A 14,791-nucleotide genomic window follows, 5' to 3' on the forward strand; every position below is an offset into this window, starting at 1 on the left:
TAGAGATCTTTCGAGAACGAGTTGCCAACAAGCAGAAGCCTCGGCCGCTCATCATCGAGATCGAACCAGAGCGTCCTGTCGAATGGATTGTTGTCGACGCGATAGTGCGGGTCGCCGCTTAGGTCCCGCAGGGGGGTCCCAGGTCGCCTCCTGCAAGGTCCGGTTGTCAGGATTATAGTCCAGCAGCTCCACATGATAGGTCGTGGCATCGGGTTGCAGCAACTTGCCATTTGTGGCCATGCCGACAATGCCAAGGGACATGCAGGCCGCTATGCCTGCCGCCGACGCCCTGAAGACCTGACCGCGCGAATAGAGCGCTCGGTTGCGGAAAGGTGTCTCAACATATTTCCAGCTGAGATAGGCGAGAATGAAAGTCAGGATGGCGAGCGAGGCCATCACGAACATGGATGGCCCCTCAATGGCGAACTGATAGCGCGCGAAGACGAGCAGAGGCTGATGCCACAGATACGCGCTGTAGGAAATCAGGCCGATCCCTACCAGAACCTTCAGGCTCAGCAGTGCCTTGACCCATGTGCCTGGCCTGGCGAACAGGATCACCAGCGCGGTGCCGAGGGTTGGCGCGACGGTATAGAGGCTCGGATATGGAGTGTCGGCGCTGTAGGCGAACACCGAGAATACAATCAGCGCAAAGCCTGCAAGGCTCGCACCCTGGCTGACCATGCGGGACGGCGTCCAGCTGGAATACATGAGCTGGAACGCCACGAGAGAGCCGATGGCCAGCTCCCAGGCACGGGTGGGCAGCAGGTAGAAGGTTGCGACCGGCTTTGCCGATGAGCCCCACTGGGCCAGGCCGAGGCTCATCACCAGCGCGACAACGAGAACGATAAACGTCTTGCGCGTGCCGAAGGGCTTCATGAACATCAGGAAGAGCGGGAAGAGGATGTAGTACTGCTCTTCAATGGCGAGCGTCCATGTGTGCAGGAGGGGCTTAAGCTCCGTCGCGGTGTCGAAATAGCCGCTCTCCTGCCAGAAGAAGATGTTGGATGAGAAGAGCGAGACCGAGAAGATGCTCTGTAGAAACTCTTCCATGGCGCGGGGCGGCAGCCATATCCAGGCGAGCGGCAGGGCAACCAGGATGACGAGAAAGAGCGCAGGCAGGATTCGCCTGGCGCGCCGTTCGTAGAACTGGACGAGGCTGAAACGATCCTCATCAAGTTCGGTCTTGATGATGGTGGTGATCAGGTATCCGCTGATGACAAAGAAGATGTCGACGCCGACAAAGCCGCCTTTCAGCACGTCGAACCCGGCATGGTAAAACACGACCGGGATCACGGCGATGGCGCGAAGTCCGTCGATTTCCGCTCTGTACTTCATGGTTCTAGCCGGGAATGCCACCGGAGCAGACGCAAGGGCACGCCGGCCGGGGCCTTATAGCGGCCGAATTCCGCGCGATGCCGGCTCTGGCCGCGGCGCCGCCTGTGATTGAAGGTCTTGCGTTCCACATTGCTGTCCCCTTGTGGATCAATAACAATCAGCACGGGCGCCCTGAGGCCGCCTGCACGTTTTCTGTTGATTGTCCCCACCCAAGCACTGCGCTCACATCATATTTGTATTCCGTTTCCCATCGATGAGAATGCCATTTTCATCTGGTTCGCCGGCCCCTTGGTGAGACCGTCAATCTATCCGTTCCTTGCCTGGAGTTTTCTGCGCCCCAGCAGGCGAAGCGTGATGTTCCGGCCCGTGCGAAGGACTGGATAGATCAGGGCAGACCGCAGCCGGGACTTGAAGACCCAGCTGTTGAACCGGCTGAACAGACCCTTTGGCGCGCTGAGAAGGGCGAGCATGTGGACGCAGTCGTCGCCATGGTAAAGCCGGTCTGACACTTTCAGCACCATGCCCTCATCAAGGTCGAGGCCTTCGGCCAATGCCTCCTTCAGCTCCGGTCCTCCATTCCGCGCATCGATCAGTCGGAGCGGGCCGGCCGTCTCACGGATCCGCAGGAGCTGGACATACCGGCTGCAGAACGGGCATTCACCGTCGTAGAGCAGCCAGTTATCGAGCTTTGGGGGAGGGCCCGGTTTGCCGTCCGCGCTGTTATCGTTCAGTGCAGGCAATAGGACACCTCGCCTTTGAATACAGGACGGAAATAGGCGAGCTTGGCCAAGACAACCGGCGGGCGGACATCAAGGTCCGCATCCACATTGTCGTCTGCACCGCGCCTGAACTCACGCAACTCGCCATTGCGCCGATAGGTGATCTGAAGGTCATTTGGGCCTTCAAGGCTGCTCACCGCGCGGCGGAACTCGAAGTATGGGATGTAGACTTCGAATTCCTCACCCACAAAGCCATAGCGCGCCGGATGGGTCTTGAGATCGAGTATGTCCGGTGAGTTCGAATCGACGATTTCGACCAGGTCGTCCTGAAAGTCGAAAAGTGCCACCTTTGGCATGAAGAGGTGGTTGTTCACCCCGCCTTCGGTCCGCATGTTGCTGTACATCGCGACATTGGATTCAGTCTTGAAGCCGATATAGGGCGAGGCGGAATTGGCAATCGCCAGGACAAAGAAGACCCAGAGTATGCCCGGCCTCGTCGTCCACATCGGCGTTGCGCCCGTGCCGGAAAAGAGGCCATGGTGAAAGTGCTCGCGCATGACGGCGACCATCAGGACCGCTGACAGGGCGCTGGTCCAGAGCAGCCAAATCCAGCTCGGTTTCAGTACCACGACGCTGGCCAGAAGCAGGCCGTTCGCTGCGGCAAACAGCAATGTGCCCGGTATGGCCGGCACGACGCGTTGCCTCATCTCTTCCAGACGCGCCACCAGTTCCTGCGCCACCCCTTTCAGCGCGGGCATGGCGACCAGGACATAGAGCGAGATCATGAATGACGAGAACGGCCAGTGCCCCATCAGGCCCAGCAGGATGTGGAATGGCACGCCGAAATAGAAGGCGGCCAGCCGCGTGCGCCGGAAGGCGAGCATGACGGGCAGGGCGGCTTCGGCGACGATGAAGAACCAGAAGAAGAACTCCACGCTGAACAGGGATAAAGGCCCGGAAATCAGAGGCCGGTTAGCCTGCGCTTCCTCGATCATGCCCGACAGGCAGCTGACATCGAGATCGAAGAAGCCTGCGTTCAGTTTCGAGATGATGATCGAGAAATACATGAAGGCAAAGATCGCCCCGCAGACGGGAGCAAACTTCACGAACCAGGCCTCAGCCGTCTGCCGGCTGAATTGCGACGGTGACGTCATGTATCGCAATGCCATCAAGCCAAAAGCGACAAGCATGGTCAGCGACACAAAGGTATCGACGAACACGTGGTTCACCACAAATGGCCACTGCGACACGAAATAGGTGACGCTGGCGATCACCATCGGCACGAACAGGAAGAGCCGTCCCGGAAAGACGAAGACGGCAATGGCCAGGGCCGCGAAAATGTAGCCGAGGATGTTTCCCTGGCTTGCCCATTCCTTGAAAAAGACCAGTTGAACCAGGCTCTGCGCCGCCCAGGCATATGAGAATATTGTCAGGGAGTCGGGCACAGCTGATCGCGCCCGGTCACTCGGGATAGTTGCTTGTCCGCTCACGATGTCCCCCAACGTTAGCGATGATTGTCCCCGAGCGCGCAAGGCGCACGCTCCGCCTCAGTCTCTGGATTATTGTTAATCATGTCAATACTCGGTGAAGGCGAATATCCAAGGACGTGATGCCGGTCGTGCGCAGTATAATTTCCGCGATGACCGGGCATTTTGGACTGAGAATTGGCATTCTGGAAAATCATCAGATGGATGCGGCCGTGCGAATACTGGGATAAAGGGCATCCGGTGTATTTTCCCAAAAGGAAGACGAATTCAGAGACTCTTGCCACGCCCGGCATGTGGCCAATTTGCGTCACTGATCGATCAAATTCGGATGGGAGAACAACTCCCTTAGAAAGCTATTGTGCATAGCGATTAAAAAGCTATACTCCATAGCGTTCAGGCTAGCCGGCTACGAGAGAATGGCCCGGCAGTTGAGCGTGGAGGAATGACTGGCGGGATGGCGAACAACGCTGGCTGCGCGCCTTTTGGTTCGTGAGCATCGTTGTAATTCAGTTCCAGCCAGTCGGGCCTCCTCGATAAACAAAAGGGAGGAATTCATGTTTATTGGAAAATCACTTGCGCGCACCTTGCTGGGCGCAACCGTCCTCAGTTCTGCGCTCGCCGGCCACGCCTTCGCCCAGGATGAAGGCGGCGAGGAGGAGGCGTCCGAACAACGCACCCTGAAATCAGTCCAGGTGACGGCCCGCCGGCGCAGCGAGAGCCTTCAGGATGTTCCTGTATCGGTCAGTGTGGCCGATGCAGAAGACCTTGAACGCCAGGGCATTTCGGCCACGACTGACCTGACACAGATCGTGCCGAACCTTCAATTTGCCACTTACGGAACGCTGACGGGCAACAATTCGGCAGCGCAGGTCTTCATCCGTGGTATCGGCCAGACCGATGCGACGCCCGGGGTCGATCCCGGGGTCGGTGTCTATATCGACGAAGTCTACATGGGGCGGTCGGTTGGCGGCGCGATGGATTTTCGCGATATCGCCACAACGCAGGTCCTTCGCGGGCCGCAGGGCACACTATTTGGCCGCAACACGATCGGCGGCGCTGTCTTGTTGACCACAAACCGTCCAGGAGCCGGCAACACGATCCGCGTTGGTGTGGGTGAGGATAATCTCTTCGAGGGGTTTGCCGCGGTAGATCTTCTCGATCTGGATACGGTAGGCGTAAGGGCGTCGCTGGGCGCGCGGTCGCGCGACGGCTATGTCACGCGGGCTGTGGATGGCGCCGATCTTGGCGATGAGAACAGCTGGACAGGTCAGGTGTCGCTCGAATGGGATCCGACTTCGTCCCTGAACGTCCTCGTGCGCGGCGACTACGCCAAGGAGGACGAAAACGGCTCGCCCTTTGTCTTCCTCGACATCAATGAAACCGCGGCCTTCCCGATGATTGCCAGCGCATTTGCCGGATGTCCCGGATCGTCTTTCCCTCCGCCGACGCCGGTTCCGAACGTTGACGACCCGCGCTGCGCGAATGACTTTCAGGACAGGGGTCCGTTCGTGAATGGCGGCACAGGGCGCATATTCTCGACGCTTGAGAATAGTGGACTGTCTGCGGTCGTTACCTGGGACGTCAATGAACAGTGGACGCTGAAGTCGATTTCTTCGGGACGGAAGCTCGAATGGGCTGGGGCCCGAGATGCCGACAATACCCCGCTGCTCATTTTGTACACGAACTATTCGTCGGAAAGCGACCAGTTCTCGCAGGAGCTTCAGGCGCAATATACCGGAGACCGCCTGAATGGTGTGGTCGGCGCCTACTATTTCGATGAAACCAGCAAGGACCGTGTCATTGTCCAGCTGGGCACACCGGGGACATCCTACGATACCAACCGCGTCGAACTGACCACGGAAGCCGTGGCCCTGTTCACGGAGTGGACGTATGACCTTACCGAGGCGCTGAGCGTCACCGGCGGTCTTCGCTACACCGAAGAAGAAAAGGGCATTCAGGGCGCCTGGTTCAATGTTGCTGGGGTTGGCACGCCAGAACCGTCGATCCCGACGGACCTTTGCCCGGTTGTCGGCGCGCCTGTTGCTGGATGCCTGTTCGTGGCCCGCACGCCTTTCACCGAGGATTTCAGCTCTGTCACCGGCTCGGCCAACGTTACTTATCGTTTCAACGAGGGCCTGATGGCCTACGCATCGTTCTCGCAGGGTTTCAAGTCGGGCGGGTTCAACCAGCGTTACAATGCGCTGCTGAATACCGATGGCAGCCCGCTGGCCTTCGATGAGGAAACCGCGCAGTCCTTCGAGGTCGGTTTCAAGTCAAACCCGGCGCCGTCGGTCAGGCTGAACGGTGCCATCTTCTCGAATGCCTATGACGATATCCAGCTGACTTACCGCGTTGGTCCGGCGCCGCTCCTGTTCAATGCGGGGGAGGCGACCATCAATGGCGCGGAACTCGAACTCTATTATGCGCCGACGGATGCGCTGATCGTCGACGCCAGCATCGGCTACCTGGATGCTGAGATGGACACGGTTCGCACGGTGCCCGACCTCGGTGCACAGACGCCAACTGCGACAACACAGGCGGGCGACCGTCTTCCGCGGGCGCCAGAGACCGAATTTCATATCGGCGCATCATACGTGTTCGACATCGGATCGCGCTTCGAACTGACGCCGCGTCTTGATGTGAGCTACCGGGACTCGATCTTCTTCGATGCCGGCAATGATATTGGCGAGGACTCCGTGACCCTGCTGACGGGTTCGCTCACGCTGGCAGATGTCATGAATGACTGGCGCATCAGTCTGCGCGGGGACAATCTCACCGATGAATTGTACCTTCTGTCGGGAACGACGTCCGCGTCCACGGCGACCGGCTATTCGGAGGGCATCTACGCCCGGCCGCGCACCTTCAGCCTTGTCTTCACCAAGGATTTCTAGGCGCTCATATCCTGCGCAGGAAAATGCCCCTCCCGGATAGATGGCCGGGAGGGGCTTTTTTCATCTGGCGGCGCTCTCTAGTCGTCCGCCGGTGCCTCGTCATAGACGAGCCGGAACCCGATATGGTTGGTGCCGAGGCCTGTTTCCTGTGGGTGACGCGCGGCCGGACGATAACGATGGCAGTAATTGTCTGCGCACAGAAAACTGCCACCCTTCAGCACCCTCGACGGCACACCTGGATTGGCGGGGTCGAAGCTGCGGTTGCGTGGAACGCCCTTCGGATTCTCGGTCCCCGTGTCATGGACAGGCGCATACCAGTCGGCTGTCCATTCCCATACATTGCCGAGCATGTCGTAAAGCCCGTTGCCGTTTGGCTGGAAACAACCCACAGGGGCGACGCCCTCAAAGCCGTCGCCAGCCGTATTGGCGATTGGAAAGATACCTTGCCAGGTGTTCGCATTCTCGGGGGCGGGTTGGGCCGCGAAGGCAGCCTGCGCCTTGCCACCGAGCGCGGCATATTCCCACTCCGCTTCAGTGGGCAGCCGGCCACCTTTCCACGCCGCATAGGCGGCTGCGTCGTCGAATGCGATCTGGGTGACGGGCGCCTCATCGCTCGCTGCGGGCGCGTCAGGCCCCTGTGGATACCGCCAGGTAGCGCCCGGTACATATGTCCACCAGCTGAGGCCGCGTGAGATGCTGGCGCTGTCGGGCGTAAACACCGCACCGCCGGGTTTGAAGAGGTCTGCCAGCTCCGGATTGGCTTCAAGATCAATGCTTGGGTAGTCGGCCGGATCAAGCGCCTGTTCTGCGAGTGTTACATAGCCGGTCGCTTCGACGAAGGCGCGAAACTGGCCGACCGTGACCTCGGTCGGGTCGATCCAGAAACCCGATACCCGCACCGTCCGGGCAGGGCCTTCTTCGCGATAGGTCTGATTGCTCCCCATCACAAATTCACCCGGTTCTATCTGCACAGGTGTGCGTCCAGGGTGGCAAACAGGCGCGGCGAGTGCGGCCCCGCCGAACCAGACACAGGCAAGACAAAGCGCGCCCAGTACTGAGCCTTTCGGGCGATGTTTCCGGTCACTTCTTGGCTGTTCGCTCATGGCCGGCTCGTCCTCATATGACGTGAACGGGTGTCTCTGTGTTCGTTCTGCAGGGGCTTCCGGTTTTACTGTGCGGCCTAAGGCCATGGCAGGCAATGCGCGCGGTGTATGCAGCGGCTGTAGAAAAAGCGTCACACGCCGGGGCTATGACGGCGCGCGTTTCGTCACAAACCGCTGGAGGCTTTCATGAAACGCGCGCTTTGCCTGTTTGCAACCGCTGTCATCGCTGCCTGCAGTGCGGGTGAAACGTCTGCTCCGTCTCTGCCACATGCTCCGGTTGAAGTCTTTCCCGGGCAGGCGCCTCCGACGCCCTTTACCCGCGCCTACGGGCTGACGGAATCGCCAGATGGGTCGGTGCGTGTCTTTGCGCGCGAGCAGAACGACCTCACAAATCTGTACGAGCTTCGCCGCCAGCCGGATGGCAGCTGGAGCGAGCCGCAGGAACTCGACTTCCCGCGCCGCAACAAGCTAACCAACCCGTCCTTCAGCTTTGCCGACGGGATGCTTTACTACGCGTCGGATGTCGACATTCTCGAACGGGGCCAGCGCGACGCGAATATCTGGCGGGTGGCGCTGACAGAAGAGGGGTGGGGCACACCCGAGCACCTGCCGGCGTCGATCAATACCGGCGCCGACGAATTGAACCCGGCCATGGACCGGGCCGGACGGCTCTATTTCACCTCGAATGGCTATGACAGCATTGGGGGGCACGACATCTTCGAAGCGGCCCTCGACGCCGAAACGGGTGAGTGGCAGGTCACCGCCATGCCGGATGGGATCAACAGTGCCAAGGCGGAAGCCCATCTTGCTGTCACTCCGGATGGCAACCGGCTCTTCTTCTACAGCCATCGCAATCCCAAACTCGGCGTCGTCGATATCTGGACGATCGCACGCGGCGAAGATGGCCAGTGGGGCAAACCCGAGAATCTTGGTGCGCCCGTCAATACGCCTGGAATCGACTTCGGTCCTGGAATGTCAGGTGACGGACAAATCCTGTTCTTCTCCCGAGACGGCGTGCTTATGGAAGTCGCCCTCGACTCGGCGCTTGAAGGTGTGGGCACGCTGGAGCCGGACAGCTGAGCAGGCAGCGGCTCCTGAAGGCCGATCAGGTTACATTCTTCGCAACCGCTGCAATTGATTGAGCGTGTGGTATTTCCGCAGCATGCCTCTTAGTGCCCGGAAAACGTGCTAAAAAATAGTTATTTGGAGTTTCCGGAAGTCAAACTGTCAGTATACGCATATCGCGACTGCATGTCTTCCTGTGGCGAAAACGACCGAAGTAACGTGAGTTGTAATACTGCCTCTAATACTGTCTGCGTCACGCATCCGTCGTAAAAGCTAAACAAAACTGACATCGAATAGTTTTGTGAATGTTTTGTGATGTCGCAATAGTGTTAATGAGCTGTGCAATAGCCCCGCCGAGTTCGGCACATCCCCGATGATGCCGCTCGTCAGATGGATCGAAAAGCCTAAGGGGGCTCCCATGAAAACGGCTAAAAGCCTACGTCTCATTTTCCTTGCCAGCGCCGCGGTTCTCGCAATCGCCGGTTGTTCTGATACGGACATTTCCTCCCCCGGCGCAGCAGCGCCGCCGACTTCCCCTCCACCGCCGCCTCCGCCGCCCCCGCCGCCTGCTGCGTCCACCATTGACCTGGTGCCAACTGCGGGCTGCCCGACCGGCACAAGCGAGACCACTTTCGCTGCGATCGCGTCGGAAGGCTTCTCCAGCATCGACGTTTGCGCAATCGGTGATGCCGGTGCGACGACGACGACGATCACCAGCGACCTGACCATCCCCGCGAACACCACGGTTGCCGTACGCGGCGCGGTGTTTATCGGTGAAGATGGCGGCACATCCGCCACGCTCACCCTCGAAGAAGGCGCCGTTCTTTATGGCGCGGCCGCTGCCGGGACCGGCGACGGCTCTGATGACTATGTCGTCATCAGCCGCGGGTCGCAGCTTGTCGTTAACGGTACCGAGACCAACCCGGTCCGGATGACGGCGCGCGCAGCCATCAACGACGAGAACACCAGCTCCTCGATCATCGAGGCCGGCACGAACGCCCAGTGGGGCGGTCTGATCATCAACGGCTTCGCGCCGATCAACGCCTGTATCGACGCGACGGCCGCTGGCGGCTCGGCCGGTTGTGAAAAATCCGGCGAAGGCGCCTCCGGCCTCTTCGGCGGCGACGATCCGACCGATTCTTCCGGTTCCATCGACTATCTGATCGTCGAGTATGCAGGCGCCCGCCTGACAAATGAAGACGAACTCAACGGCATCGCCTTCCAGGGTGTCGGTTCCGGGACGTCTGTCAGCCACGTCCAGGTCCACAACAATCTCGACGACGGTATCGAATGGTTCGGCGGCACGGTCAGTGCGCAATACGTCGTCATCACCGGCGCGGGCGACGATTCGCTTGATTGGACCGACGGCTGGCAGGGTTCGCTGCAATACGCCGTCGTCAATTCGACGGTTCCGTCCTCTGGCGATCCGCGCGGCATCGAAGCTGATAACCGCGACGGCGATAACTCCAAGACGCCGATCTCCAGCCCGAACCTCTCGAACTTCACGCTGATCGGTTCGGCCGGCAACCAGCAGGGCATCCTGCTGCGCCGCGGCACCCGCGGCAATGTCGTCAACGGCATCGTGGCCGGTGGCTACACGCCGGGTCTCGATATCGACAACAGCTTCACCTACGAGAACCTCGCCAATGGCGACCTCGTGGTTGGCTCGCTGTTCATCGACGCGGACGCAACGCTCGCATCCGACACAGACGACACCACGGATTTCGATCCGGCCACGGCAGGTGTCCAGACGCTGGCGACCTATGCTGCTGCCAACAATATCGTCGGCGGCAACAACTCGCTTTCGGATCGCTACTTCCCGGGCGTCGAGGAGCTGGGTGTACCGGTCTTCGCGACCGCTGGTATCGGAAACCTCGTCGCAACGAGCTTCATCGGCGCGTTCAGCGACACCGAAACCGAAGCCAACAACTGGGCGAACTTCGCACTGCCGGGCACGCTCTTCCCGCCAGCTGACTGCCCGGTCGGCACGACCGAGAACGGTACGCTGGACGGCAAGCGTCTCTGCCAGATCCCGGGCGGTGCGCTGACCAGCGACATGACGCTCGCCAATGGCGATGAGCTGATCTACGAGCTGAACGGTACGGTCGTCGTCGGCGCGGACCTTGGTCCCGACCCGGCATCGCCGCTGGCCGGTGGCAACTCCGTCACGCTGACCATCGATCCGGGTGTCACCGTGGTTGCCGAAGGCAATGACGATTACCTGATCGTTGCTCGCGGCTCGCAACTCGTTGCAAACGGCACGGCAAGCGCGCCAGTCGTCTTCACGGCGAAGGGTGTCGTCGATGGTTCGGTCACCGCAACCGACAGCCTGAAAGGCGTCTGGGGCGGCCTGGTCATCAATGGCCGTGCGCCGATCAATGCCTGTATCGACGCGTCCGCCACGGGCGGCACGGTCGGCTGTGAAAAGTCGGGCGAGGGCGCCTCTGGCCTCTTCGGCGGTGCGACCGCTGACGACAATAGCGGCCGTCTTCGCTACACCCGCGTCCAGTATGCTGGCGTCCGCCTTACCAATGAGGACGAGCTTAACGGCATCGCCTTCCAAGGCGTCGGTTCGGGCACGGATGTCAGCTATGTGCAGGTTGCCAACAACCTCGACGATGGCATCGAGTGGTTCGGCGGCACGGTCTCGGCCAGCAACATTGTCGTGACGGGCGTCGGCGACGACTCGATCGACTGGACGGATGGCTGGCAGGGCTCGCTGCAATATGCGATCGCCTATCCGGGCGTCGCTGGAACCGATGGCGGCATGTCTGGCGACCCCCGCGGCATCGAGGCCGATAACCGCGATGGTGCCAACGACAAGACGCCGTTCTCGGCGCCCGACCTGTCGAACATCACGCTCATCAACTCCGGCGATCCGGCAACCCAGCAGGGCGTCCTGCTGCGCCGCGGCACGCAGGGCACGCTGGCGAACAGCATTGTTGCTGACTGGTCCACCGGTCTCGACGTCGACAGCGCGCAGACCTTCACGAACTTCACCAATGGTGACCTCGTGATCGCTTCGCTCTTCCTCGACAACAGCGCCAACTTCGCCACCGATGGCGACAATCCGGCGGATGCGAGCCTCGGTGTTCCGGCCTTTGTGGCGGGCGACAACATCGTCACCGGCACGAAGTCGCTGTCGGGCTTCAGCTTCGTCAGTGGTGCGACCGGGGTTGTTCCGGGCACAGCCGAGGCTGGTGTTCCGGTCTACGACGTGACCGGTATCGGCAACCTGGTTCCGACAACCTATGTCGGCGCCGTCGAAGACGCGAATGACGACTGGTTCCTCGGCTGGACGGTCGACCTCTCAGGCAATGCTACGAGCAACTAAAACCTGTTGAATAACCGGGGCAGAGCGGTCCGGAAACGGTCGCTCTGCCTCATCGCATTCTCGGATATCTCACAGAGGAGGAAACTCCTCTCCTCCCAGGGGGAACCCATGTTGAAACCTTCCACCTACTTCCGTCTGGCGCTGCTGACAGGTGCTTCACTTGTCTGCATGTCCAGCCTGGCCGTCAGCCAGGAAACCGAAGAGTCGCAGGAAGAACTGCGCCAGCAGAGCGTCGTTGTTCGCGGCCAGTTCATTCCGGACGAAAAGCGCTCGACCTCTGAGGTCTCAAGCCTCATCGACGCGAGCGACTTCCAGGTCTCCGGCGACACCGATGCCGCTGCGGCTCTTGCGCGCGTGGCGGGTATCTCGACCGCCGACAATCGTTTCGTCTATGTCCGCGGCCTCAATGAGCGCTATTCCAGCGCGACGCTGAACGGATCGCCACTGCCGAGCCCCGAGCCGCTGCGCCGGGTCGCCCCGCTCGATCTCTTCCCGACCTCTGTCCTGCGCAGCATCCTCGTGCAGAAGACCTTCTCGCCCAACCTTCCGGGCGAGTTCGGCGGCGGCCTGGTCGATATCCGCACCAAGACCGTGCCTGACGAAGCCTTTTTCGAGGTGTCGGCCTCTGTCAGCGGCAATACGCAGACGACCTTTCAGGACGGCCTGCTCTATGACGGTGGCGATCTCGATTTCCTCGGCTTCTCCGACAATACCCGCACCATGCCGGACATTCCGGAGACGGGTGTGGACGCCAACTTCGCGCGTTCACTGACCAACAATTCCGGCCTCCTGATCATCCAGGAAGGCATCGTGCCGGCCAATATCGGCCTCAGTGCGACAGGCGGCCAGCGCTATGACATCAATCAGGACATTTCGATGGGCCTGCTGGGGGCTGTGTCCTATTCCAATGACTGGACCACGAAAGAGGGCACGCGCGGTTTTGCCGACAATAATGGCGATGGCCTGTCCGCCCGGTTCGAGAACGAGCTCTACTCGACCGAGAACTCTGTCGGCCTGAATGGCTTTGCAACGGTCGGTTTCGACCTGTTCGACAATCACGAAATCCGCGGCACGGCGCTGATCGCCCGCTCCAGCGACAAGAGAGCACGGACCGTCCAGGGCATCGACTTTGACGACAACTTCGAGCGCGATGACAATATCGAATGGTTCGAGCGCCAGCTGTGGACGACCCAGATTTCTGGCGAGCACTTCTTCCCGTCGCTGATGGACCTGAAGGTCGAGTGGCGGGCGTCCTATTCCGAAGCCCTTCGGGATGCACCCTACCAGTTCTCGATCCTCTACCAGGACTCCGGTAATGGCCTGCAGACGCTCGCGAACTCAGCCGATACGACCTTCACCTTCAGCCGGATCGATGATGATTCCACCGATCTCGGCATCGACTTCGAGCTGCCGCTCGAACGGGGCAGTGACTGCTATCTCTTCTGCGAAACGGACCTGAAAGCCGGTTACGCCTATGTCGAGAATGACCGGTCTGCGACCTCGCGTATCTTCGCGATCGAAGGCGTCCCGGTCTCCAGCACACGGATCGACTATCTGTTCGCCAACCTGTTTGCGACCGACCAGCTCGGCGCAAGTTCGATTGGCGGCGCCACCTTCCCGGAAAAATATATCGCCACGCTCGAAGTCGACGCGCTCTATGCCGGCTTCGACACCCAGATCACGCCATTCCTGCGCGGTGCGATCGGTGCGCGGTATGAGCGGGCGATCGAGGCGGTCGACACCATGTCGATCGGCGCAGATCCGGCCCTCAATTATGTCGAAGCTTGCGTCGACCGTGAGCCGGATGGCAGCTGCGACTATGAGTACGATATCCTGCCGGCGGCGACGATCACCTGGAACCCGTTCGATGACCTTCAGGTGCGTGGTGGCTATTCCGAAACCGTGACCCGCCCACAATTCCGCGAGCTGGCGCCGACGGAATTCCTCAACACCGAGACGGACGTGAATTTCCTCGGCAACCCGTTCCTGATCAATGCGTCGATCAAGAACTATGACGTGCGGGCCGAGTACTATTTCGGCCGCGACCAGTTCATCACGTTCGGCCTGTTCTACAAGGACATGGAACGCCCGATCGAGGAGATCAACCAGCGCACCGGCGACACGCCGAAGACGACCTTCATCAACGTGCCGAGCGCCGAGTTGTATGGTCTCGAGGTGGAGTATGAGCAGATCCTGCCGCTGTTCGATGTGCTCGGCCTCGACTTCTTCCGCGATCGGGACCTGACGGTGAAGGCCAACTATACCTGGTCCGACTCCGAAGTGACGGCCGGGCGTAGCCCGTCAGATCTCGGCCTGACGACAGCGCAGTTCTGTGCTCAGTATGCTGACGAGTGTGTCGTTACGAACCAGACGCCGCTCAATCCGGAACCGTTCCTGCTGCCGGCTGCCGGCCTCATCGAAGGGGGGCGCCGCCTGCAGGGCCAATCGGAGCACCTGTTCAATCTTCAGCTTGTTTACACGGACGAGATGAAGGGGACGGAGGCCAACCTTCTCGTAAACTATGCGAGCGAGCGGATCCGTTCGGGTGAAGCGCTTGCACTGAATATCCCCGCCATCCTTGAAGAGCCGCCGATTTCGCTCGATTTCGTGCTCAACCAGGCCTTCGAACTGGCTGGGGGCGATTATGAGTTCAGCTTCAAGGTACAGAACCTGCTTGGCGACGAGTACGAAGCCTACCAGGCGCGCGGTGGCGACCGGGTGGACGTCGATGTCTATGACATTGGCACGTCCATCTCGTTCGGCCTGAAGCGCCGCTTTTAGGATGACCTGTAGCGGGCGGTCGCGAGACCGCCTGTTCTGGCCTAGTATGTAGCGTTGAGGGCGGGGTGACCCGCCC

At 60.4% G+C, this 14,791-nt stretch carries 8 protein-coding genes; 4 read left to right on the forward strand and 4 right to left on the reverse strand.

Translation table 11 applies throughout. The features are described 5' to 3' along the window. Positions 1 to 51: 51 nt before the first annotated feature. The 3 genes from D1227_RS16230 to D1227_RS16240 all read right to left on the reverse strand — a co-directional run bounded on the left by D1227_RS16230 (position 52) and on the right by D1227_RS16240 (position 3,544). Positions 52 to 1,335, reverse strand: coding sequence for an acyltransferase family protein (locus tag D1227_RS16230; RefSeq protein ID WP_119405393.1), 1,284 nt, complete (start codon positions 1,333 to 1,335; stop codon positions 52 to 54). Positions 1,336 to 1,640: 305 nt separating this feature from the next. Then, complete coding sequence (locus tag D1227_RS16235) at positions 1,641 to 2,075, reverse strand: thiol-disulfide oxidoreductase DCC family protein (protein ID WP_233350113.1); 435 nt, start codon at positions 2,073 to 2,075, stop codon at positions 1,641 to 1,643. Then, complete coding sequence (locus D1227_RS16240) at positions 2,063 to 3,544, reverse strand: hypothetical protein (protein ID WP_147373344.1); 1,482 nt, start codon at positions 3,542 to 3,544, stop codon at positions 2,063 to 2,065. Before D1227_RS16240 ends, D1227_RS16235 begins: the two co-directional genes overlap by 13 nt. 551 nt (positions 3,545 to 4,095) lie before the next feature. Here D1227_RS16240 and D1227_RS16245 point away from each other — a divergent pair. Beyond that, entirely contained in the window at positions 4,096 to 6,432 is a 2,337-nt protein-coding gene (locus D1227_RS16245; protein ID WP_119405395.1) for a TonB-dependent receptor, read from the forward strand. Positions 6,433 to 6,509: 77 nt separating this feature from the next. Here D1227_RS16245 and D1227_RS16250 read toward each other — a convergent pair whose 3' ends face one another. Then, positions 6,510 to 7,535 (reverse strand): SUMF1/EgtB/PvdO family nonheme iron enzyme, encoded by a 1,026-nt coding sequence (locus D1227_RS16250; RefSeq protein WP_233350111.1) that lies wholly within the window; start codon positions 7,533 to 7,535, stop codon positions 6,510 to 6,512. Positions 7,536 to 7,721: 186 nt separating this feature from the next. Between D1227_RS16250 and D1227_RS16255 the strand changes: the two genes are divergently transcribed. The 3 genes from D1227_RS16255 to D1227_RS16265 all read left to right on the forward strand — a co-directional run bounded on the left by D1227_RS16255 (position 7,722) and on the right by D1227_RS16265 (position 14,715). Continuing rightward, positions 7,722 to 8,615 (forward strand): TolB family protein, encoded by an 894-nt coding sequence (locus tag D1227_RS16255; RefSeq protein WP_119405396.1) that lies wholly within the window; start codon positions 7,722 to 7,724, stop codon positions 8,613 to 8,615. A 403-nt stretch (positions 8,616 to 9,018) separates the two neighbouring features. Next, on the forward strand, positions 9,019 to 11,934 hold the full coding sequence (locus D1227_RS16260) for a beta strand repeat-containing protein (protein WP_119455275.1): 2,916 nt from the start codon (positions 9,019 to 9,021) through the stop codon (positions 11,932 to 11,934). 108 nt (positions 11,935 to 12,042) lie between these two features. Then, the gene (locus D1227_RS16265) at positions 12,043 to 14,715 is read left to right on the forward strand and encodes a TonB-dependent receptor domain-containing protein (protein WP_119405398.1); all 2,673 of its coding nucleotides are present in this window, start codon (positions 12,043 to 12,045) and stop codon (positions 14,713 to 14,715) included. Positions 14,716 to 14,791: the final 76 nt, after the last annotated feature.

Origin of the sequence: Henriciella mobilis, assembly GCF_003576315.1 — a bacterium.
In the GTDB taxonomy this organism is placed as follows: Bacteria; Pseudomonadota; Alphaproteobacteria; order Caulobacterales; family Hyphomonadaceae; genus Henriciella; species Henriciella mobilis.

Bases quoted from the DNA above. Each gene is read 5' to 3' on its own strand.
- D1227_RS16230 (WP_119405393.1), bottom strand. From the start codon at position 1,335: ATGAAGTACAGAGCGGAAATCGACGGACTTCGCGCCATCGCCGTGATC.
- D1227_RS16245 (WP_119405395.1), top strand. From the start codon at position 4,096: ATGTTTATTGGAAAATCACTTGCGCGCACCTTGCTGGGCGCAACCGTC.
- D1227_RS16250 (WP_233350111.1), bottom strand. From the start codon at position 7,535: ATGAGCGAACAGCCAAGAAGTGACCGGAAACATCGCCCGAAAGGCTCA.
- D1227_RS16255 (WP_119405396.1), top strand. From the start codon at position 7,722: ATGAAACGCGCGCTTTGCCTGTTTGCAACCGCTGTCATCGCTGCCTGC.
- D1227_RS16260 (WP_119455275.1), top strand. From the start codon at position 9,019: ATGAAAACGGCTAAAAGCCTACGTCTCATTTTCCTTGCCAGCGCCGCG.
- D1227_RS16265 (WP_119405398.1), top strand. From the start codon at position 12,043: ATGTTGAAACCTTCCACCTACTTCCGTCTGGCGCTGCTGACAGGTGCT.